Annotated in this window: 18 protein-coding genes and 1 riboswitch; of the genes, 5 read left to right on the top strand and 13 right to left on the bottom strand. The window is 74.4% G+C overall.

The window, feature by feature from the left end:
- Positions 1 to 5: 5 nt before the first annotated feature.
- The 7 genes from AB0C21_RS34300 to AB0C21_RS34270 all read right to left on the bottom strand — a co-directional run bounded on the left by AB0C21_RS34300 (position 6) and on the right by AB0C21_RS34270 (position 6,714).
- Positions 6 to 1,220 (bottom strand): cytochrome P450 family protein, encoded by a 1,215-nt coding sequence (locus AB0C21_RS34300; protein WP_500209892.1) that lies wholly within the window; start codon positions 1,218 to 1,220, stop codon positions 6 to 8.
- A gap of 140 nt (positions 1,221 to 1,360) precedes the next feature.
- Positions 1,361 to 2,584, bottom strand: a complete 1,224-nt coding sequence (locus AB0C21_RS34295) for a pyridoxal phosphate-dependent aminotransferase (protein WP_500209890.1) — start codon at positions 2,582 to 2,584, stop codon at positions 1,361 to 1,363.
- A 56-nt stretch (positions 2,585 to 2,640) separates the two neighbouring features.
- Positions 2,641 to 2,928 (bottom strand): DUF6295 family protein, encoded by a 288-nt coding sequence (locus AB0C21_RS34290; protein ID WP_149263173.1) that lies wholly within the window; start codon positions 2,926 to 2,928, stop codon positions 2,641 to 2,643.
- 12 nt (positions 2,929 to 2,940) lie between these two features.
- Positions 2,941 to 3,684, bottom strand: a complete 744-nt coding sequence (locus AB0C21_RS34285) for a dienelactone hydrolase family protein (RefSeq protein ID WP_500209887.1) — start codon at positions 3,682 to 3,684, stop codon at positions 2,941 to 2,943.
- 92 nt (positions 3,685 to 3,776) lie between these two features.
- On the bottom strand, positions 3,777 to 4,607 hold the full coding sequence (locus AB0C21_RS34280) for an undecaprenyl-diphosphate phosphatase (RefSeq protein WP_235037258.1): 831 nt from the start codon (positions 4,605 to 4,607) through the stop codon (positions 3,777 to 3,779).
- A 131-nt stretch (positions 4,608 to 4,738) separates the two neighbouring features.
- Entirely contained in the window at positions 4,739 to 6,097 is a 1,359-nt protein-coding gene (locus AB0C21_RS34275) for an RNA-guided endonuclease InsQ/TnpB family protein (RefSeq protein WP_500209885.1), read from the bottom strand.
- Positions 6,098 to 6,261: 164 nt separating this feature from the next.
- Positions 6,262 to 6,714, bottom strand: a complete 453-nt coding sequence (locus AB0C21_RS34270) for a MarR family winged helix-turn-helix transcriptional regulator (RefSeq protein WP_149263177.1) — start codon at positions 6,712 to 6,714, stop codon at positions 6,262 to 6,264.
- A 157-nt stretch (positions 6,715 to 6,871) separates the two neighbouring features.
- On the opposite strand from AB0C21_RS34270, the gene AB0C21_RS34265 reads away from it, so the two are divergent.
- Positions 6,872 to 8,323 carry an MFS transporter gene (locus tag AB0C21_RS34265; RefSeq protein ID WP_500209883.1) on the top strand — a complete coding sequence of 484 codons (1,452 nt, stop codon included), beginning with the start codon at positions 6,872 to 6,874 and terminating at the stop codon, positions 8,321 to 8,323.
- 21 nt (positions 8,324 to 8,344) lie between these two features.
- Here the strand turns inward: AB0C21_RS34265 and cobF are convergent, their stop codons facing one another.
- Complete coding sequence (cobF, locus tag AB0C21_RS34260; protein WP_500209881.1) at positions 8,345 to 9,094, bottom strand: precorrin-6A synthase (deacetylating); 750 nt, start codon at positions 9,092 to 9,094, stop codon at positions 8,345 to 8,347.
- A 60-nt stretch (positions 9,095 to 9,154) separates the two neighbouring features.
- On the opposite strand from cobF, the gene cbiE reads away from it, so the two are divergent.
- The 3 genes from cbiE to AB0C21_RS34245 are packed head-to-tail and all read left to right on the top strand — an operon-like array spanning position 9,155 to position 11,846.
- Positions 9,155 to 10,372 carry a precorrin-6y C5,15-methyltransferase (decarboxylating) subunit CbiE gene (cbiE, locus tag AB0C21_RS34255; RefSeq protein ID WP_500209879.1) on the top strand — a complete coding sequence of 406 codons (1,218 nt, stop codon included), beginning with the start codon at positions 9,155 to 9,157 and terminating at the stop codon, positions 10,370 to 10,372.
- Positions 10,369 to 11,124 carry a precorrin-4 C(11)-methyltransferase gene (gene cobM / locus AB0C21_RS34250; RefSeq protein WP_500209877.1) on the top strand — a complete coding sequence of 252 codons (756 nt, stop codon included), beginning with the start codon at positions 10,369 to 10,371 and terminating at the stop codon, positions 11,122 to 11,124. Before cbiE ends, cobM begins: the two co-directional genes overlap by 4 nt.
- Positions 11,109 to 11,846 carry a cobalt-precorrin-6A reductase gene (locus AB0C21_RS34245; RefSeq protein ID WP_500209875.1) on the top strand — a complete coding sequence of 246 codons (738 nt, stop codon included), beginning with the start codon at positions 11,109 to 11,111 and terminating at the stop codon, positions 11,844 to 11,846. Before cobM ends, AB0C21_RS34245 begins: the two co-directional genes overlap by 16 nt.
- A 10-nt stretch (positions 11,847 to 11,856) precedes the next feature.
- Here the strand turns inward: AB0C21_RS34245 and AB0C21_RS34240 are convergent, their stop codons facing one another.
- Genes AB0C21_RS34240 through AB0C21_RS34230 form a run of 3 tightly spaced genes read right to left on the bottom strand, consistent with a single transcriptional unit; the run spans position 11,857 to position 15,055 of the window.
- On the bottom strand, positions 11,857 to 13,344 hold the full coding sequence (locus tag AB0C21_RS34240; protein WP_500209873.1) for a precorrin-2 C(20)-methyltransferase: 1,488 nt from the start codon (positions 13,342 to 13,344) through the stop codon (positions 11,857 to 11,859).
- On the bottom strand, positions 13,344 to 13,964 hold the full coding sequence (locus AB0C21_RS34235) for a precorrin-8X methylmutase (RefSeq protein WP_200842279.1): 621 nt from the start codon (positions 13,962 to 13,964) through the stop codon (positions 13,344 to 13,346). Before AB0C21_RS34235 ends, AB0C21_RS34240 begins: the two co-directional genes overlap by 1 nt.
- On the bottom strand, positions 13,961 to 15,055 hold the full coding sequence (locus AB0C21_RS34230; protein ID WP_500209870.1) for a ferredoxin-like domain-containing protein: 1,095 nt from the start codon (positions 15,053 to 15,055) through the stop codon (positions 13,961 to 13,963). Before AB0C21_RS34230 ends, AB0C21_RS34235 begins: the two co-directional genes overlap by 4 nt.
- Positions 15,056 to 15,127: 72 nt before the next feature.
- Positions 15,128 to 15,249: riboswitch (cobalamin riboswitch) on the top strand.
- Positions 15,250 to 15,303: 54 nt separating this feature from the next.
- On the opposite strand from AB0C21_RS34230, the gene cobN reads away from it, so the two are divergent.
- Positions 15,304 to 18,900 (top strand): cobaltochelatase subunit CobN, encoded by a 3,597-nt coding sequence (gene cobN / locus AB0C21_RS34225; RefSeq protein ID WP_500209868.1) that lies wholly within the window; start codon positions 15,304 to 15,306, stop codon positions 18,898 to 18,900.
- Here the strand turns inward: cobN and AB0C21_RS34220 are convergent.
- Together AB0C21_RS34220 and cobO are read right to left on the bottom strand one after the other, a co-directional pair.
- Entirely contained in the window at positions 18,855 to 20,174 is a 1,320-nt protein-coding gene (locus tag AB0C21_RS34220; RefSeq protein WP_500209924.1) for a cobyrinic acid a,c-diamide synthase CobB, read from the bottom strand. The genes cobN and AB0C21_RS34220 overlap by 46 nt on opposite strands.
- Before the next feature lie 8 nt (positions 20,175 to 20,182).
- Entirely contained in the window at positions 20,183 to 20,785 is a 603-nt protein-coding gene (cobO, locus tag AB0C21_RS34215; RefSeq protein ID WP_353822150.1) for a cob(I)yrinic acid a,c-diamide adenosyltransferase, read from the bottom strand.

Below are 20,785 nucleotides of genomic sequence, written 5' to 3'. Positions count from 1 at the left end.
GGGTCTCAGGAGCCGAGCACGACCGGCAGGGCCCGGTGGCCGTTGGAGATGAACGACTCCACCGGCCTCAGCTCGGCGGGGTCGACGGCGAGCTCCATCCCGGGGAAGCGGCCGAAGAGCGCGGGCAGCGCGATCTCGGCCTCCAGCCGCGCGAGGTGCGATCCGACGCAGAAGTGCGCGCCGTGCCCGAACGAGAGGTGCTCCTTGTTCGCCCGCCGGAGGTCGAACAGGTCGGCGTCGTCGCCGTGCAGGGCGAGGTCGCGCCCCGCGGCGGCGTAGGCCGCGAGGATCGCCTCGCCCTTGCCGATCGTCACGCCGTCGACGTCGATGTCCTCCACGGCGTAGCGGAGCGGCAGGTTCGCGACCGGCGCCTGCCAGCGCAGCGCCTCCTCGATCACCTCCGTCCACGGCGCCTCGCCGGACCGGACGAGCGCGTACTGCGCCGGGTGGGTGAGCAGCGCCGTGATCGCCTGGTCGAGCAGGTTCACCGTGGTCTCGTGCCCGGCGGAGATCATCAGGATCAGGGTGTCGACCAGCTCCTGCTCGCTCAGCTGCGAGCCGTCCTCGTCGCGGGAGGAGATGAGCACGCCGGCCAGGTCGTCGGCGGGCTCCCGGCGCCGGAACGCCACGAAGTCCTGCAGGATGCCGTACATCTCGGTCTGGTTGGCGATGGCCTCCTCGGCCGTCAGCGCCGTGTTGAAGATGCCGTCCACGCAGCGGCGCAGCGCGGGCCGGGTCTCGTCCGGGACGCCGAACAGCCGGCAGATCACCTCGATGGGCAGCGGGTAGGCGAACGCCTCGCGCAGGTCGGCGCGGCCGCCGGGGGAGGCGGCCAGGCCGTCCAGGAGGGACCGGGTGATCTCCTCGACGTCCGGCCGCAGCGCCTCGGTGCGGCGCGGGGTGAACGCCCGGGAGATGATGGTGCGGAGCCGCCGGTGGTCCTCGCCGTAGGCGGTGAACATGTTCCGCACCGAGACCCACAGGCTCAGCGGCCAGTCCTCGGCGATCTCGCCGTCGATCCATTTCGTCCAGTGCAGGTTCGGGTCCTTGGACACCCGCGGGTCGGCCAGCAGCCGCTTGAGCTGCTCCTGGCCGGTCACCGCCCACGCGACGACGCCGCCGGGCAGTTCCACGGGGGTCACCGGCCCCCGGGCCCGCAGTTTCGCGGCCTCCCCCTGGACGTCGCTTCCGGCCGGGTCGATGACGAGCGGAGTCTCCATATGGGCCTCTCCAGGCGGGGGATGGGAACACGTCCGTAATGGCGTGCATGCGATGAGCGACCCGGCCAACGTAGAGGGTGGCGGCAGCATGCCGCCAATTCCCCAGGAAACAGACGCACCCTCGCCTTTTCGGCCTTTCCTTAAATGGCGGCGCGGAAATCCTCAGGGCGTGTCTCGGCGTGCTGCGGCTCTCCTTCGCCCCACCCGTGGCCGGGCGCCACCACGTTGTCGGGCGGGGCCTCCGACGCGGAGCCGTACAGGTAGGAGCCGAGCCCGATCAGCAACCGCTGGACGTCCTCCTGCGGCCGCACGACCAGCCGCAGGAACTGGCTCGTCGAGCCCAGCTTGTTGCCGCACTCGCGGACGAACACCCCGTGGTGCGCGATCAGGTGGTCGCGCAGGCCGACGCCGTCCTTGCCGTCCGGCAGCTTGACCATGACGAAGTTGCCCTGGGACGGGAAGACCTTGAGGCCCGGCAGCGACGCGAGCTGCTGCGCCATCAGCAGCCGGTCGCGGGCCAGCAGCCGCAGGCTCTCGCGGTACTCGGCGCCGTGCTCGCGCAGCAGGAACACCACGAACTCCGCGAAGGAGTTGAGGTTCCACTTCGGCAGCGCCGTCCGGACCGTCCGGGCCAGGGCCGGGTTCGCCACCAGGTAGCCGAACCGGACGCCGTGCAGGCCGAAGTTCTTGCCGAGGCTCTTCAGCACGATCACGTTCGGCCGGATGCGGGCCTCGTCGGCGACGCTGGGGTGCGCCTCGGCGTCCACGAAGTCGAGGAACGACTCGTCCACCACGACCAGGTCCAGGTCGATGAGGCAGTCCAGCAGCCGGACGATCTCGCGGCGCGGGACGTACCCGCCGTCGGGGTTGTTGGGGTTGCACACGACCGCGGTCCGCGATCCCCGCGTCCGCACGAACCGCACGAAGGCGTCCACGTCGAACTCGAAGCCGAGCAGCTCGTGGAGCTGGAACATGTCCACCCGCTTGCCCGTCTCCATCGGCTGGTCCGTCCACCGGCCGAACGTCGGGATCGGCGTGGCGAGGCTCTCGCGCACCAGCAGATGGTCGATCCAGGTGATGAGCTCCGTGGAGCCGTTGCCCATGACGACCGTCTGCGGGTGGTGCCCGAGCACGGCGCAGAGCTCCGCGGTGATGGCGTCGGCGTCGCTCGGGTAGTACTTGAGGATCTGCTCCAGCGAGCCCGCGAGCCGGGAGAACATCCCCGGCGTCGGGAAGTACGGGTTGCACGGGATGCAGAAGTCGACGAGGTCGTGGCGTCCGGTCGAGGCCCGCTGGAGGGCGAAGAAGGACGGGCTGTGCGCGCTCTGGCGCAGCAGGCTCGGATCGATCTGGTCCGATGACACGCAAGACGGTACGCGCCCTCCGCCGCACCGGTTCAGGGGCCCCGGGCCGGCCCGTGTCAGGCCGCGCCCGCGGAGCGGTCGGCCGAGGCGAGGCCGGGCGGGGCGGCGGCGAGGGCCTGCTGGATCGCCTCCACCAGCGCCAGCGCCGACTCCTCGGTCAGCTCGACCGCCACGCGCGCGGACGGACCCTCCCCGGCGTTGGTGAAGTCGATGTTCACCGTGTGCTCGTGGCAGGCGTGGTACGGGTGGTCGACGTAGACCGCGCCGCCGGTCAGCGTGAACCAGCCGGTCGCGCCCTTCGCCGCGCCGTCCAGCTCCACCTTCACCGTCTGGTAGGTGCACATGGGGGTCTCCTCTCAGGCGCTCAGGAGGCGGTCGAAGAAGGCGAAGATCCGCTGCCAGCCGTCCTTGGCGGCGGCGGGCCGGAACGCGGGCCGCTCGACCGCGAAGAACGCGTGCCCCGCGCCGGGATAGGTGTGGAACTCGTGCTCCTTGCCGAGCCTGGTCAGCTCCGCGTCCAGCGCGGCCACCTCGTCGGGCGACGGAAACTGGTCCTCCTCGCCGAACAGGCCGAGCAGCGGGCAGGACAGGCCCGGCGCCTTGGAGAGGATCGACCGGGCCCTCGTCGGGTAGTCCTCCGGCGGGTCGTCGACGACGAAGGCGCCGTAGCAGTCGACGGCCGCGTCGATGTCCAGCTCGCAGGCGGCGAGGAACGCGTGCCGCCCGCCCGAGCAGTGGCCGATCACGCCGATCCGGCCGTTGGCGTGGTCGAGCGAGTTCAGATGGGCGGCGGCCCCGGCCACGTCGCCGACGAGCTGCTCGTCGGGGACGCCGCCCTTGGCGCGGGCGGCGGCGGCCTGGTCGTCCGGGCTCACGCCCGCGCCCTCGCGCGAGTACAGGTTCGGGGCGATCGCGGCGTACCCGTGCGCGGCGAACGTCCGGACGAACTCCTTGGTGCCGGGGTCGAAGCCGGGCATGTGGTGGACGACCACGACGCCGCCGCGCGGGGCGTCGCCCAGCGGCCGCGCCAGGTACGCCTCCAGTTCGTCCTTCCCGTGCCCGGTGATGGCGACCGTTCCGGCCCACATCGCGTCGTTCATGCTCGGCGCTCCGTTCCTCGGCGGGGTCTGCGCGCACGCCGTGCTCCCCCCGGCGCGCGGACCGTGACAGTCTCTCGCATACCCAGCGAGGCTCAGGCGTTCAACGTTCCCGCGCCGAGGAGGCCGAACAGGAGGAGGCCGATGACGATCCGGTAGACCACGAAGGAGGTGAAGCTGTGCCGGGCCACGAAGCGCAGCAGCCACGCGATGGAGGCGTATGCCACGACGAACGACACCGCGGTGCCGACCGCGAGCGGCAGCGCGCCGGCGCCCGAGCCGAGCGCGGACGGCAGTTCGTAGATGCCGGCGCCGGTCAGCGCGGGGATGCCCATGAAGAACGACAGCCGGGTCGCGGCGACCCGGTCGAGGCCGAGCATGAGCCCGGTCGACATCGTCGCGCCCGACCGGGAGAAGCCGGGGAACAGCAGGGCGAGGATCTGCGAGGAGCCGATCAGCATCGCGTCGGTGAGGGAGGTGTCGTCCTCGCCGCGCTTGTGCGTGCCGAGCCGGTCCGCGGCGAACATCACGGCGCTGCCGACGATCAGCGACCCGGCCACCACCCACAGCGAGGCGAGGGGGCCCTCGATGAGGTCCTTGGCGGCGACCCCGACGATCACGACCGGGATCGTGGCGTAGATGACCCACCAGGCGAACTTGTAGTCGTGGTGGTACCGCTCGGACGGCCGGGCGATCCCGACCCCCCACGCTTTGACGATCCGGACGATGTCGGAGAAGAAGTACACCAGCACGGCCGCTATGGCGCCGACCTGGATGACCGCCGTGAACCCGACGACTGACTTGTCATCCACCGGGATGCCCATCAGGCCCTCGGTGATCTTCAGGTGGCCGGTCGAGGAGACCGGGAGGAACTCGGTCAGGCCTTCCACGATCCCGAGGACGATCGCCTGCCCGACATTGATCACGCTCAAGTACCCGGTTCCTCTCCGACCTGCGCCTGTTTCGCGCCGAGCCTACTGCCGGCCCGCGGGCGGGTCCCGCGCCGAGGCCGATAACTTCACCGATCATTAACCCGCGGGACGTACCCCGTACATGCTCAGCCCCAGACCTCCTGGGCGGTCTCGGCGACGAAGTCGTAGCCGTCCTCGGCCGTCCAGCGCGCGGGCGTTGATCTGCTTGATTTGACATCCTCTCCGCCTTGGAGGGCGGAGATTCCCTCTACGCTGTGCGTGGTGGGCGCGGCGTGCGGGTGGGTTACCGCTTCGCTGCGCGGTGCCGCCATCGCTGGTGGTCTGACCCGCGCTCCACGGTCGTTTCGACTCTCCGCCCGTCCGGCGGCGAGTATGTTCAGCGCCGCGTTGACGTCTCGGTCGTGGGCTGCTCCGCAGGGGCAGTCCCACGCTCGGACGTTGAGCGCCATCTTGTCGTTGATCCGGCCGCATGCCGAGCACTGCAGGGTGGACGGCAGGAACCTGTCCACCCTGCAGAAGGTGCGCCCGTACTTGGCGGCCTTGTACTCCAGCATGGCGGTGAAGGCGGCCCATCCGGCGTCGTGGACGCTCTTGGCGAGCCGGGTCCGGCCCAGACCGGCCACGCACAGGTCCTCGACGTACACCGCTTGACTGTCGCGGATGATCGCCGTGGACAGCCTGTGGTGCCAGTCCCGCCGGGTATCGGCCACCCGCGCATGTGCCCGCGCGACCTTGACGACGGCCTTCCTGCGGCGGTTCGAGCCCTTCTGCTTGCGCGCCAGGGCCTGCTGCAACCGCTTGAGCTTGCGGGCCGCGCGGCGCAGGAACCTCGGCGCGGTCACCTTCGTCCCGTCCGACAGCACGGCGAAGTGCGTCAGGCCCAGGTCGATCCCGATCTCGGAGTCGACCGGCGGCAGCGTGTCCTGCGGGCCGGTCTGCACGACGAACGAGGCGAAGTAGCGCCCGGCCGCGTCCCGGATGACTGTCACCGACGACGGGGCGGACGGCAGCGGCCGCGACCACCGCACCCGCACCTCGCCGATCTTCGGCAGCCTGAGCCGACCGTTGTCCAGCACCTTGAACCGGGAGTTGCGGGTGAACCGGATGCTCTGCCGGTTGTCTTTGCGGGACCGGAACCGGGGCGGGGCCACCTTGCGGCCCTTCCGCTCATCCCTGATCGAGGTGAAGAAGTTCCGGTAGGCCGCATTCAGGTCGGCCAGGGCTTGCTGCAACACCACTGCCGACACCTCGCCCAGCCACGCCCGCTCCGGCGTGGCCTTCGCCAGGGTGATGACCTGCTTGGACAGCTCGGCGTCCGAGATGTACGGCAAGCCCTGCTCGCGGGCCTGCTGCCGTGCGCGCAGCCCGTCGTTGAACACCACCCGCGCGCACCCGAACGCCCTCGCCAGCGCGACCTGCTGACCAGGAGTTGGATACATACGGTAGTTGTAACGTAACTGCACACTCGCACCGTACTGGTCCATGACCCGAACCCGAAGGCATCCGCACCGACAGAAACCGCGTCGTTGCGATGCACGTTCACTTGGTCTTCGTGACGAGGTTCCGGCACGAGGTGTCCGCCGACCGGCACCTGGCCCGGATGGAGTCGATCATGCGGGACAGGCGGCGTGCGGTGCCGCGATTCTGGTCAGGGGCGGGGCCAGGGCCTTCCGGCGAGGCGCTCGATGTCGGTGTTGAAACGCTGGAGGAAGGAGGCGAACGCCTCGACGTCCTCCGCCGGCCAGTCCGCCATGATCTTGTCGATGCCGGCCACGATCTGGCCGCGCTCGCTGTCGAGGCGGCGCTCGCCCTCGGCGGTGATGCGGAACTTGCGGGCGATGCCGCCCGCCGGGTCGGGGATGCGCTCGACGAGGCCGTCGCGCAGCATGGCCGAGGTCTGCCGGTTCAGCGTCGAGGGGTCCAGGTCGAACGCCTCGCTGAGCTGCCGGATCGACATCGGGCCCTCGATGCGGATCCGGCTCAGCAGGATGTAGGCGCTGCGCTCCAGCAGGCCGCCCTCGCGCCGGGAGCGGCGGGTGGCCAGGCTGTGCCGCCCGAGCACCATGGTCTCGTACTCGATCAGTTCCGTGGGCTTGTCCATGCCGGTCCTTCTCCCGGCGGCGGGCCGCCCGGGTCGCTCCTGCCTCGATGCTCGCACCCCATGCCTACCACGGTGATGTGCTTCATACATATGTTGTGTATTAACCACATCATATGTATGGTGCACAAGTTCTCCGACCCGAAAGAAGGGATGTCACGTGGACGAGTCCGCGCCCGCCGTCCGACCCGGCGGGATCGTCGGCGTGCTCGCCGTGGGCGGCATCGTCGCCGCGTTCATGCAGACCCTCGTGGTGCCGCTGATCGCGCAGCTGCCGCGGCTGCTGCACACCACGCCCTCCAACGCGACCTGGGTGGTCACCGCGACGCTGCTGGCCTCGGCGGTCGCCATGCCGATGATCGGGCGGCTCGGCGACCTGTACGGCAAGCGCCGGATGCTGCTGGTCTGCATGGTGCCGCTCATCACCGGGTCGGTGCTGTGCGCGCTGTCGGGCTCGCTGGTCCCGATGGTCGTCGGGCGGGGCCTGCAGGGCGTCGGCATGGGCATGATCCCGCTCGGCATCAGCGCGCTGCGCGACCTGCTGCCGCCCGAGCGGCTCGGGTCCTCGATCGCGCTGCTGAGCTCGTCCATGGGCATCGGCGGGGCGTTCGGGCTGCCGCTGGCGGCGGTCATCGCCGAGAACACGAGCTGGCGGGTGCTGTTCTGGGGCTCGGCCGCGCTGAGCGCGCTCGTCGCCACGCTGATCTACCGGCTGGTCCCGGCCACCCCCGTCCAGGCGAGGGGCCGCTTCGACGCCGTCGGCGCGATCGGCCTCGGCACCGGCCTCGTGTGCCTGCTGCTCGGCGTCTCCAAGGGCGCCGACTGGGGCTGGACGAGCGGCACGACCGTCGGCCTGTTCGCCGCCACCGTCGCGGTCCTGCTCGCCTGGGGCTGGTGGGAGCTGCGGACCCGCGACCCGCTGGTGGACCTGCGCGTCACCGCGCGCACGCAGGTGCTGATCACCAACGCCGCCTCGGTCGTGATCGGGTTCTCGATGTACGCCCAGTCGCTGATCGTGCCGCAGCTGCTCCAGCTGCCGGAGGCGACCGGGTACGGCCTCGGCCAGTCGATGGTCGCCGCGGGCCTGTGGATGGTCCCGTCCGGCCTGCTGATGATGGCGGTGTCCCCGCTCGGCGCGCGGCTGTCGGCCGCCCGCGGGCCCAAGGTCACCCTGGTCGCCGGGAGCCTGGTGATCGCGCTCGGGTACGGGTCGTCCACGCTGCTCATCGGCGCCGCGTGGGGCCTGATGGTCGTCACCGCGATCTGCGGGATGGGCGTCGGCCTCGCCTACGGCGCGATGCCCGCCCTGATCATGGGCGCGGTGCCGCGCTCGGAGACCGCCTCGGCCAACAGCTTCAACACGCTGATGCGCTCGGTCGGCACCTCGGTGTCGGCGGCCGTGGTCGGGGTCGTGCTGTCCCAGCTGACCATCGACCTCGGCGGGCACGTGCTGCCGTCCGAGGACGGCTTCCGCGCCGGCCTGCTGATCGGCTGCGGCGTGGCGCTGGTCGCCGGGGCCGTCGCGCTGGCCATCCCCGGGCGCGGGCGCTCGGTCACCGCCGCGGCCGAGCAGGCCGCCCAGGCGGGGGAGCCCGCCGCGTCCAAGGCCTGACGCCGGTCAGCCCCGCACCGGTCAGGGCCGCGCCGGGGACTCGCGCCGCAGGAGGTAGGTGTCCATGATCCACCCCTTGCGGGCGCGGGCCTCGGCGCGGACGGCGCGGATCTCCTCGGCCACCTCCGCGACCGGGCCGGAGACGAGGATCTCGTCGGGCGTGCCGAGGTAGGCGCCCCAGTAGATGCGGTAGCCGTCGCCCGCCTCGGCGAACGCGCAGTGCGCGTCCAGCATGACCAGGACGTCGTCGGCGGTGGCGCCCTCGGCGGCGAGGCGGCGGCCCGTGGTGATGTGGACGGGCCGCCCGACCCGCGTGAGCCCGACGCGGTGCCGGGCGGTGAGCGCCGAGACGCTGCTGATGCCGGGGATCACCTCGTACTCGAACTCGGCGCCGACCTCCTCCAGCGCCGCGAGGGTGCTGTCGTAGACGCCGGGGTCGCCCCAGACCAGGAGCGCGCCGGTCTCCCCGTCGGCCAGCTCGTCCTCGACGAACGACCGGTAGATCCCCGCGCGGCGGGAGCGCCAGTCCTCGACGGCGGCGGTGTAGGCGGCGGCGTCGCGGTCGCGGTCGGGGTCGCGGGCCTCCACGATCCGGTACGGGTGCCGGCCGTGCGCCGCGATGAGGTCGTGCCGCAGCCCGGCCAGGTCGTGCTTGGCCTCACCCTTGTCGACGACGAGGAAGGCGTCGGCGGCGGCGATGGCCTTGGCCGCCTGGAACGTCAGGTGGTCCGGGTCCCCCGCGCCGATGCCGATGATCAAAAGCCGCTTCACGGCGCCAAGTGTGCCAGAGCGCTCCTATAGGCTTGGCGTCCCGTTCGACCGAGGAGGCCAGTGGACGCGCGTGTCATCACCGTCGTGGGAATCGGCGCCGATGGGTGGGACGGGCTCGCGGAGGAGTCGCGCGAGGCGCTCCGGACGGCGGAGGTCCTGTTCGGCAACCAGAGGCAGCTCGACCTCGTCCCGGGCGAGGACTTCGAGCGGGTCGCCTGGCCGTCGCCCCTGCTCCCCGCGCTGCCTGGGCTGATCGAGCGGTACGAGGGGCGCGCGATCGCCGTGCTGGCGAGCGGCGACCCCATGTTCCACGGGATCGGCTCCACCCTCGCCGGGATGCTCGGCGCCGGCCGGCTCCGCGTGCTGCCCCATCCGTCGTCGGCGTCGCTCGCGTGCGCCCGGCTCGGCTGGCCGCTGGACCGGGTGGACGTCCTCAGCATCGTGGGCCGTCCCGCCTCGACGCTGAACGCGGTCATCGCCCCCGGGCGGCGGCTGATCGTGCTCGGCGCCGGACGCGAGGCCCCGATCATCGTCGCCGCGGTGCTGTCCGGCCGCGGCTTCGGCCCGAGCCGGATGACGGTCCTCGCCGACCTGGGCGCCGAGAGCGAGACGGTCGCGCACGGCGTCGCGTCCCAGTGGACCGAGCCCGCCGCCTCGGCGCTCGCGGTCGTGGCCGTGGAGTGCCTGCCCGGACCGGACGCCGACCCGCTGCCGCGGGTCGCCGGGCTGCTCGACGAGGCCTTCGAGCACGACGGGCAGATCACCAAGCGCGAGGTCAGGGCGGTGACCCTGTCGCGCCTCGGGCCGCTGCCCGGCGAGCTGCTGTGGGACGTCGGCGCCGCGTCCGGCAGCGTCGCGATCGAGTGGGCGCGGGCGCATCCGTCGTGCGAGGCGATAGCGGTCGAGGACGGCCCGGAGCGGGCCAAGCGGATCGGCCGCAACGCCGAGGTCCTCGGGGTGCCCGGCGTCCGCGTCGTGGAGGGCCGCGCGCCGGACGCGCTGGAAGGCCTCCCGATCCCGGACGCGGTCTTCATCGGCGGCGGCCTCACCGTCCCCGGCCTGCTGGACCGCTGCTGGGACGCGCTCCGGCCCGGTGGCCGCCTCGTCGCCAACGCCGTCACCCTCGAATCGGAGGCCCGGCTGGTGGAGCTCCGCCGGACCCACGGCGGCGAGCTGGTCCGCGTCGGCGTCGAGCGCGCCGCCCCGCTCGGCGGGTTCACCGGCTGGCGCCCCGCCATGCCCGTCACCGTCTGGTCCACCCGGAAGGACACCCTGTGACGGTGTACTTCGTCGGCGCGGGGCCAGGCGCCGCCGACCTCATCACCGTGCGCGGGCTGCGGGTGCTGGAGTCCGCGCCCGTCTGCCTGTACGCGGGGTCGCTGGTGCCGGTGGAGCTGCTGGAGGCGTGCCCGCCCGGCGCCCGGCTCGTCGACACCGCCGACATGACGCTGGACGGGATCGTCGCCGAGCTGACCGCCGCGCACCGCGACGGCCTCGACGTCGCGCGCCTGCACTCCGGCGACCCGTCGGTGTTCAGCGCGGTCGCCGAGCAGATGCGCCGGCTCGACGCGGCGGGCGTGCCGTACGAGGTCGTCCCCGGGGTCCCGGCGTTCGCCGCGGCGGCGGCCTCGCTCGGGCGCGAGCTGACCGTCCCCGGCGTCGGCCAGACCGTCATCCTGACCCGCACGGCCGTCCGCGCCACCCCGATGCCGGACGGCGAGGACCTCGCCACCCTCGGCGCGAGCGGCGCCACGATGGTGCTGCACCTGGCCGTCCAGCGCATCGAGGAGGTCGCCGCCGAGCTCGTGCCCCGCTACGGCGCCGACTGCCCGGTCGCGGTCGTCGCCCGCGCCAGCCGCCCGGACGAGCTCGTCCTGCGCGGCACCCTGGCCGACATCGCCGCCCGGGTGCGCGAGGCCGGGGTCCGCCGCACCGCGGTGATCGTCGTCGGGCGCGTCCTCACCGCGTCGGCGTTCCCCGACAGCCACCTCTACAGCGCCGGGCGGGACCGGGCGTGCGGCGCGTCCTGATCCTCGGCGGGACGGCGGAGGCCCGCGCCCTCGCGGCCCGGCTGACCGGCGCGGGCCAGGACGGGATCCACGTCGTGTCCTCCCTCGCGGGGAGGGTGTCGGACCCGCGGCTGCCCGCCGGCGAGGTCCACATCGGCGGGTTCGGCGGCGCCGAAGGGCTCGCGGCGTGGCTGCGCGAGCACCGGATCGACCGCCTCGTGGACGCGACGCACCCGTTCGCCGAGCGGATGAGCGCCTCCGCCGCGCACGCGTCGCGGCTGACGGGCGTGCCGCTGCTCGCGCTGCGCCGCCCCGGCTGGGTCGAGGAGGACGGCGACGACTGGCGGCGCGTCCCGTCCCTGCCGGACGCCGCCGCCGCGCTCCCGGACGGTGCCCGCGCGTTCCTCACCACCGGCCGCCGCAGCCTCCCGGTGTTCGCCGCGCGGACCGACGCGTGGTTCCTCGCCCGGTCGGTGGATCCGCCGGAGCCGCCCGTCCCGTCCAACGTGCACGTCCTGCTGGCGCGCGGCCCCTACACCGTGGACGGCGAGCGCGCCCTGATCCGCGAGCACCGCCTCGACGTCCTCGTCACCAAGGACAGCGGCGGCGCGATGACCCGCGCCAAGCTCACCGCCGCCCGCGGGGCGGGCCTGCCGGTCGTCATGGTCGACCGTCCGGCCCTCCCCGAAGGCGTCGGGTCGACGGAGGACGTGGCCGCTGCCGCGGCCTGGGTCTTGAAGTAGCGGCGAAGGCTCAGGGGTAGCGGCGCGGGGTGTAGACCACGCCCTGGTCGGTCACCCGCGTCGCGGACGAGCCGATGATGAGCAGGCACCGCATGTCGACCTGCTCGGGGTCCAGCTTGCCGAGCGTCGTCACCGTCACGCTCTCCTCCGGCCCGCCGACGTCCCGCCCGACCACCACGGGGGTCTCGGGGGAGCGGTGCTCCAGCAGCAGGTCGCGCGCCGCCGGGAGCTGGTGCCTGCGCCGGCTCGACGAGGGGTTGTAGAGGGCCAGCACCAGGTCGGCTTCGGCGGCGGCCCGGAGCCGCCGCGCCACCACGTCCCACGGCTTGAGGATGTCCGACAGCGACAGGACGCAGAAGTCGTGCCCGAGGGGAGCGCCCGCCCGGGCGGCGACGGCCGGCGCCGCCGTCAGCCCCGGCACGACCTGCACCGGCACGTCCGCGAACTCGTCCTCGGCCGCCGCCTCCAGCACGGCCGTCGCCATCGCGAACACCCCGGGGTCGCCGGACGAGACGACGGCGACGCGGGCCCCGTCCCGCGCGAGCGCCAGCGCGTGCCGGGCCCGGTCGGCCTCCACCCGGTTGCCGGACCCGTGCCGCCGCTGCCTCGGGTTCGGCGGCACCCGGTCCAGGTAGGGGCCGTAGCCGACGAGGTCGGTGGCGGACGCCAGGACGTCCTGCGCCTCCGGGGTCAGCCACGGCCGCCCCGCCGGCCCGAGCCCGACCACCCACACGCGACCGGCCCCTTCCGGACGCGCCGGGGGAGGGGCCTCGAACGTGCGCTCCGCCGGGCTGGTCAGCAGTGCGAGCGACATGTAGGGCACGTCCGCCGGGTCGACCTCGGCGAGCGGGAGGACGCGCTGCCGACCCGTGGCGGCGCGCTCGACGTACCAGCCGTCGGCCAGGCGGCCCGCGTCCTCGAACGCCTGCCTGACCTTGGGGAACGTCCGGCCGAGCTTGAGGACCGCCGCCGCGTCCGCGGTGCGCAGCCGCTCGGCCAGCTCCTCGCCGGGCAGCGTCCCGGGCAGGACGGTCAGCGTCTCCTCCCGCTCCACCAGCGGCCGCCCCGCCGCCGCCGACGCCGCGCTCACCGACGTCACGCCCGGCACCACCTCGGCCGGGTAGTGCGGCGCGAGCCGCTTGTGCAGGTGCATGTACGACCCGTAGAACAGGGGGTCGCCCTCGCTCAGCACCACGACCGTCCGCCCCGCGTCGAGGTGCGCGGCGAGCCGGGCGGCGCAGTCGGCGTAGAACTCCTCGAGCGCGCCCTGGTAGCCGCCGGGGTGGCCGGTCGTCTCCGTCGTCACCGGGTAGACGAGCTGCTCCTCGATCCGGCCGTCCCGCAGGTACGGCTCGGCGATGGCCCGGGCGATGCTGCGGCCGTGCCGCGCGCTGTGGAACGCGACCACGTCCGCCTCGCCGATCAGCCGCGCCGCCCGCACCGTGACCAGTTCGGGGTCCCCGGGCCCGACGCCCACGCCGAACAGCCGTCCCGCCATCACTCCGCCTCACTGGCGACGGCGTTGACCGCCGCCGCCGTCATCGCGCTGCCGCCGCGCCGCCCGCGCACCACCAGATGGTCCAGGCCGCTCGCGGCGAGCGCCTCCTTGGACTCGGCCGCCCCGATGAACCCGACCGGGATCCCGAGGACCGCCGCCGGGCGGGGCGCGCCCGCCTCGACCAGCTCCAGCAGCCGGAACAGCGCGGTCGGCGCGTTGCCGATCGCCACGACCGCCCCGCCGAGCCGGTCGCCCCACAGCTCCAGCGCCGCCGCGCTCCGCGTGGTGCCGAGCCGCTCCGCCAGTTCCGGCACGCCCGGCTCGCCCAGGGTGCACACGACCTCGTTGCCGGCGGGCAGCCGCGCGCGGGTCACGCCGGACGCGACCATCCGCGCGTCGCACAGGACCGGCGCGCCGGCCAGCAGCGCCGCCCGCGCCCGCGCCACCACCCCCGGCGACCAGGCCAGGTCCTCGACCAGGTCCGTCATGCCGCAGGCGTGGATCATGCGGACCGCGACCCGCGCCACGTCCTCCGGCAGGCCCGACAGGTCGGCCTCCGCGCGGATCGTCGCGAACGACCGCCGGTAGATCTCGGCGCCGTCCCGGACGTAATCGATCACTGCTGTCCCTCCGCCGTCCTCAGCACGACCGGGCCGCGGGGCATCCCGCAGCGCCGCTCGCATCCCGCCCAGTGGACGGGGGTCTCGGGCGCGCGGCCCAGGCCCTCGACGAAGCGCCGCGCCTCGCCCTGCACGTCGCCGCGCGACTTCGCGCACCCGGGGCTCCCGGTGCAGGCCGTCACGCCCACCCACGGCGACGCGGGATCGGTCGCGAAGCCCGCCGCCGCGAGCGCCTCCGCCGCGCGGCCCGCCTCGCCGCGGTCCAGGTCGCGCAGCACGACGCTGCGCCACGGAGTCACCCGCAGTTCGTCCGCGACTCCGCCGAGCGACTCGGCCTGCGCGCCGGACAGCCGGCCGAGCGGGGGCACGGCCTCCAGCGCGACGAGCCCGTCCCGCTGCGCGATGGGCCCGGCGTGCGGCGGGGCGGGGTCCGAGCGCGGCGGCGTCTCCCGCACGGCCGCGCCCAGCCGCTCCGCGACGCGGCGGACGCCGTCCGGCACCTCGGCGAGCCGCCAGGCGTCCCCCCGGATCTCCAGGAACGCCTCCGCCGCCGCGAGCAGCGCCGCGACGGGGTCGCCGGGGACGGGGCCGAGCCGCGTTCCGGCCAGCAGGAGGCCGCCGGGGGTGTGCGCCGCGTCGGCGTCCAGCGCGGCCGTGTCGCCGGTGCCGTCGTCGAGCGCGAACAGGAACCGGCCAGGCAGCCGGGCCAGCCCCGGACGCCCGCGGAGCGCCTCGTCCAGCGCCGTGACCAGCGGGTCCGTCGCGAGGGCGCCGCGCGGGCCGCGCCCGCCGAGCGGGGACGCGACGATGTTGCGCACCCGCTCGTGCGTCGCCGACGGGAGCAGCCCGGCCGCCTCCAGCCGGGCCGCGAGGGCCGCCGGATCGCGGACGCCGCGCACCTGGAGATTGCCGCGGGACGTGAGTTCGATCACGTCCCGCCCCAGCTCGCGGGCGGCGGCGCCGAGCACCGCGAGCTGCGCGGCGGACACCGCGCCGCCCGGGACGCGGACGCGCGCCAGCGGCCCGTCGGCGGCGTCGTGGGTGCGCAGCGCCCCGGGGCACGCGTCGGCGCGGGCTCTGACATTCGGCACGGGGAGGATGTTAACCACAGTTTGCAGGGCGACCGCGCTGCCGTACTCTTCTGCCCAGGCGATGGCAATGGGAGGAAGCCGGTGCGAATCCGGCGCGGTCCCGCCACTGTGACCGGGGAGCGAACCCCGCTGTAGGCCACTGTCCGCGAGGACGGGAAGGCCGGGGCGAGCGTCGATCCGGGAGCCAGGAGACTCCTGCCGTCGCGACACCCGCTACCGGGGCGAGGACCCCAGGGGGAGGATGCTCCGTGTCCGAGCACGGCCGCACGGTCCTGCTGCTGTCGACGTCCGACACCGACCTGCTGAGCGCCCGGGCGTCCGGCGCCGACTACCGCCTGGGCAACCCGGCGCGGCTCACCGTCGATGACCTCCCGGAGCTGACCGAGGGCGCCGACCTCGTCGTGGTACGCCTGCTCGGCGGGCGCCGCGCCTGGGAGGACGGCCTCGACGCGCTGCTCGCGGGCCCCCGCCCGGTCGTCGTCCTCGGCGGCGAGCAGGCGCCCGACGCCGAGCTGATGGAGCTGTCCACGGTCAGCGGCGGCGCGTGCGCCGAGGCGCACGCCTACCTCGCCCACGGCGGCCCCGCCAACCTCGCCGAACTGCACGCGTTCCTGTCCGACACCGTGCTGCTGACCGGGCGCGGCTTCGCGCCGCCGGCCCCGGCGCCGGCCTGGGGGCGGCTCGACCGCGCCGCCCGCGACGGCGGCGGGCCCGTGGTCGGCGTGCTCTACTACCGCGCCCACCACATGGCGGGCAACACCGCGTTCGTCGAGGCGCTGTGCACGGCCGTCGAGGACGCGGGCGGGCGCGCCATGCCGGTGTTCTGCTCGTCGCTGCGCACCGCCGAGCCCGAGCTGCTCGACACGCTGCGCCGGGCGGACGCGCTGGTGGTGACCGTGCTCGCGGCGGGCGGGTCGCGGCCCGCGACGGCCGGGGCGGGCGGCGACGACGAGGCGTGGGACGTGGGCGCCCTCGCCGCGCTGGACGTCCCGATCCTGCAGGGCCTCTGCCTCACCACGAGCCGGGCCGCCTGGGAGGCGAGCGACGACGGGCTGTCCCCGCTGGACGCGGCGTCGCAGGTCGCGATCCCCGAGTTCGACGGCCGGATCATCACGGTCCCGTTCTCGTTCAAGGAGGTCGACGAGGAGGGGCTCACCGTCTACGCGGCCGACCCCGAGCGGGCCGCGCGGGTCGCCGGCATCGCCGTCCGGCACGCCCGGCTGCGGCACACCCCCGCCGCCGAGCGCCGCGTCGTGGTGATGCTGTCGGCGTACCCGACCAAGCACGCCCGCGTCGGGAACGCCGTCGGCCTCGACACCCCGGCCAGCACCGTCCGGCTGCTGGCCCGGCTCCGGGACGCGGGATACGACCTCGGGGAGGGCTTCCCCGGCGTCGACGAGCAGGACGGCGACGCCCTCGTCCACGCGCTCATCGCGGCGGGCGGCCAGGACGAGGACTGGCTCACCGAGGAGCAGCTCGCGGGCAACCCCGTGCGCATCTCGGCCGCGTCCTACGAGCGCTGGTACCGCACCCTGCCCGCCGACCTGCGCGAGGGGATGGAGCGGCACTGGGGCCCGCCGCCCGGGGAGCTGTTCGTCCAGGACGGTGACATCGTCCTCGCCGCCCTGCGCGCCGGCAACGCCGTCGTCATGGTGCAGCCGCCGCGCGGCTTCGGCCAGAACCCCATCGCGATCTACCACGACCCCGACCTGCCGCCCAGCCACCACTACCTGGCCGCGTACCGGTGGCTGTCGGACGAGTTCGGCGCGCACGCGATCGTCCACGTCGGCAAGCACGGCAACCTGGAGTGGCTGCCGGGCAAGGCGGCGGGCATGTCGGCCTCGTGCGGCACCGACGCGGCGCTCGGCGACGTCCCGCTGGTCTACCCGTTCCTCGTCAACGACCCCGGCGAGGGCACGCAGGCCAAGCGCCGCGCGCACGCCGTCCTCGTGGACCACATGGTCCCGCCGATGGCCCGCGCGGAGACCTACGGCGACATCGCCCGGCTCGAACAGCTCCTCGACGAGCACGCGACGATCGCCGCGATGGACCCGGCGAAGCTGCCCGCGATCCGCGCCCAGATCTGGACGCTCATCCAGGCCGCCAAGCTCGACCACGACCTCGGCCTGGACGACCGCCCGCACGACACCGAGTTCGACGACTTCCTCCTGCACGTCGACGGGTGGCTGTGCGAGGTGAAGGACGCGCAGATCCGCGACGGCCTGCACGTCCTCGGCCAGGCGCCCGCCGGGGAGACCCGCGTCGACCTCGTGCTGGCCATGCTCCGCGCGCGCCAGATGTGGTCGGGGCGCGAGACGCTGCCCGGCCTGCGGGAGGCGCTCGGCCTCAGCGAGGACGGCGGCGAGGGCCGCGCCGACGTGGACGCCGCCGAGACCGCCGCCCGCGCCCTCGTCCGGGCCATGGAGGACGCCGGCTGGGCCGCGGACGCCGCCCGCGAGGTCGCCGGGGGCGTCCCGGCGGACCGCCGCGACGCGGTGGCGCGGGTCCTGGAGTTCGCCGCCGCCGAGATCGTCCCGCGCCTGGCCCGGACGACCGACGAGCTCGACCACGTCCTGCACGCCCTGGACGGCGGCTACATTCCGGCGGGACCGAGCGGGTCGCCGCTGCGCGGCCTCGTCAACGTCCTGCCGACCGGCCGCAACTTCTACTCGGTCGACCCGCGCGCCGTCCCGAGTCGCCTCGCCTGGGAGACCGGGCAGGCGATGGCCGACTCGCTCCTGGAGCGCTACCGCGCCGACCACGGGGAGTGGCCGCGCTCGGTCGGGCTGTCGGTGTGGGGGACGAGCGCGATGCGCACGGCGGGCGACGACGTGGCCGAGGTCCTCGCGCTGCTCGGCGTCCGCCCGGCCTGGGACGAGGCGTCCCGCCGCGTCACGGCGCTGGAGCCGGTCCCGCCCGCCGAGCTGGGCCGGCCGCGCATCGACGTGACCGTCCGCATCAGCGGCTTCTTCCGCGACGCGTTCCCGCACGTCGTCGCCATGCTGGACGACGCCGTCCGGCTCGTCGCCGGGCTGGACGAACCGGACGCCGACAATTACGTCCGCGCGCACGTGCGGGCCGACCGGGAGCGGCACGGCGACGAGCGCCGCGCCACGATGCGCGTGTTCGGGTCCGCGCCGGGCGCCTACGGGGCGGGGCTGCTGCCGCTCATCGACAGCCGCAACTGGCGCGACGACGCCGACCTCGCGGAGGTGTACGCGGTGTGGGGCGGCCACGCCTACGGCCGCGACCTCGACGGCGTGCCCGCCCGCGCCGACATGGAGAGCGCCTACCGGCGGATCGCCGTCGCCGCCAAGAACGTCGACACCCGCGAGCACGACATCGCCGACTCCGACGACTACTTCCAGTACCACGGCGGCATGATCGCCACCGTCCGCGCGCTGACCGGCCGGGCGCCGGAGGCCTACGTCGGCGACAGCACCCGCCCGGACGCCGTCCGCACCCGCACCCTCGCGGAGGAGACCGCGCGGATCTTCCGGGCCCGCGTCGTCAACCCGCGGTGGCTGGCCGCCATGCGCCGGCACGGCTACAAGGGCGCGTTCGAGCTGGCCGCGACCGTGGACTACCTGTTCGGCTACGACGCCACCACCGGCGTCATGGCCGACTGGATGTACGACCGGCTCACCGCCGCCTACGTCCTGGACGAGGAGAACCGCGCTTTCATGGCGGAGTCGAACCCGTGGGCGCTGCACGGCATCGCCGAGCGGCTGCTGGAGGCGGCCGAACGCGGCATGTGGGAGCACCCCGACCCGGAGATCCTCCAAGGACTGCAGGAGGTCTACCTCAAGGCGGAGGGCGACCTGGAGGACGACACCAGCCGCTGAGCCGCCTCCGGGAACCCCGCCCAGTGGAGGTGCAGGTACGAGGCGGTGATCCGCTCGTCGCCGTACCCGTCGCGGCCGTCCCGCCACCGGAACAGCGGCTCGGCCTCCGTGTCCAGCGCGGTCCGGTGGAACTCGTGCCCGCGGAACCGCTCGCCCGGACGCGTCAGCGGCGACTCCGCCACCGCGACCGCCTCCCGGTAGCCGAGCGTCAGCCGGGACGTCATCCGCGCCCGGCCCGGCACCCGCCCGCACATCGCCCGGCCGTCGAGTTCCTCGCACAGATAAAGGAGACCCGCGCACTCGGCGGCGATCGGGCCGCGGAACGCCGCCACCTCGGCGAGCATCGGCGCGTTGGCGGCCAGCTCGGCGGCGTGCACCTCCGGGAAGCCGCCGCCGACGACGAGCGCGCCGGCCCCGGCCGGCAGGGCCTCGTCGCGCAGCGGGTCGAAGACGGCCACCTCGGCGCCCGCCGCGCGCAGCAGCTCCACGTGCTCGGCATAGGAGAAGGTGAACGCCGCCCCGCCCGCCACCGCGACGACCGGCCCGCCCCCGACCGGCGTCACATGGTCGGACGGGTCCCAAGCGGGCCCCGGCAGCGGGGGAGCGGTGGCCGCGAGCCGGAGCAGCGCGTCCAGGTCGCAGGAGCGCTCCACCAGCGCGCCGAGCCGCTCCACGGCCCGGACGGCCTCCGCGCCCCGCTCCGCCGCCGGGATGAGCCCGAGGTGACGGGACGGGGTGACGACCGCGTCGTCCCGCCGGATCGCGCCGAGCACCGGCACGCCCGTCGCCTCCAGCGCGCTCCGGCACAGCTCCTCGTGCCGCTCCGAACCGACCCGGTTGAGGACGACGCCGCCGATCCGCACGCCCGGCTCGAACGTCGCGAACCCGTGCACGAGCGCCGCCACCGACCGGCTCTGCCGCGCGGCGTCCACGACCAGCACCACCGGCGCCGCGAGCAGCTCCGCGACGTGCGCCGTCGAGGCGAACCCCGTGTCGCCCTGCCCGTCGAACAGGCCCATCACGCCCTCGACCACCGCCACGTCGCAGCCGGCGGCGCCGTGCAGGAACAGCGGCGCCACCCGCTCCTCGCCCGCCAGCCACGGGTCGAGGTTGCGGCCCGGCCGCCCCGCCGCGAGCGCGTGGTAGCCGGGGTCGATGTAGTCGGGGCCGACCTTGTGCGGCGACACCGCCAGGCCGCGCGCCCGCAGCGCCGCCATCAGCCCGGTCGCCACGGTCGTCTTGCCGCTGCCGGACGCCGGCGCGGCCACGACCAGCCGGGGGATCACCACTCGATGCCCCGCTGCCCCTTCTGCCCGGCGTCCATCGGATGCCGGACCTTGCCCATCTCCGTCACCAGGTCGGCGGCCTCGACCAGCCGCGCGGGCGCGTCCCGCCCGGTGACGACGACGTGCTGGGTCCCGGGGCGCGCGGTGAGGGTCTCGACCACGTCGTCCAGGTCGAGCCAGCCCCATTTGAGCGGGTAGGTGAACTCGTCGAGCACATAGAAACGGTACGTCTCGGCGGCCAGGTCCCGCTTGATCTGCGCCCAGCCCTCGCGGGCGTCCGCCGCGTGGTCCTCCTCGGTGCCGGGGCGCTGGATCCACGACCAGCCCTCGCCCATCTTGTGCCAGGCGACCGGGCCGCCCTCGCCGCTCGCTCCGAGCACCCGCAGCGCGCGCTCCTCGCCGATGCGCCACTTCGCCGACTTCACGAACTGGAACACCCCGATCGGCCAGCCCTGGTTCCACGCCCGCAGCGCCATCCCGAACGCCGCCGTCGACTTCCCCTTCCCGGGGCCGGTGTGGACCATCAGCAGGGGCCGGTTGCGGCGCTGCCGGGTGGTGAGGCCGTCGTCGGGGACGGACACGGGCTTTCCCTGGGGCAT

The sequence above is a fragment of the Spirillospora sp. NPDC049024 genome, from assembly GCF_040649235.1.
Taxonomy (GTDB): Bacteria; Actinomycetota; Actinomycetes; order Streptosporangiales; family Streptosporangiaceae; genus Spirillospora.
This window is presented reverse-complemented; position numbering and strand designations above follow the sequence as displayed.

What these genes read in the sequence shown, in the direction of transcription:
- AB0C21_RS34300 (WP_500209892.1), bottom strand. Translation starts at nt 1,220, where the DNA reads ATGGAGACTCCGCTCGTCATCGACCCGGCCGGAAGCGACGTCCAGGGG.
- AB0C21_RS34290 (WP_149263173.1), bottom strand. Translation starts at nt 2,928, where the DNA reads ATGTGCACCTACCAGACGGTGAAGGTGGAGCTGGACGGCGCGGCGAAG.
- AB0C21_RS34285 (WP_500209887.1), bottom strand. Translation starts at nt 3,684, where the DNA reads ATGAACGACGCGATGTGGGCCGGAACGGTCGCCATCACCGGGCACGGG.
- AB0C21_RS34275 (WP_500209885.1), bottom strand. Translation starts at nt 6,097, where the DNA reads ATGGACCAGTACGGTGCGAGTGTGCAGTTACGTTACAACTACCGTATG.
- AB0C21_RS34270 (WP_149263177.1), bottom strand. Translation starts at nt 6,714, where the DNA reads ATGGACAAGCCCACGGAACTGATCGAGTACGAGACCATGGTGCTCGGG.
- AB0C21_RS34240 (WP_500209873.1), bottom strand. Translation starts at nt 13,344, where the DNA reads ATGGCGGGACGGCTGTTCGGCGTGGGCGTCGGGCCCGGGGACCCCGAA.
- cobO (WP_353822150.1), bottom strand. Translation starts at nt 20,785, where the DNA reads ATGCCCCAGGGAAAGCCCGTGTCCGTCCCCGACGACGGCCTCACCACC.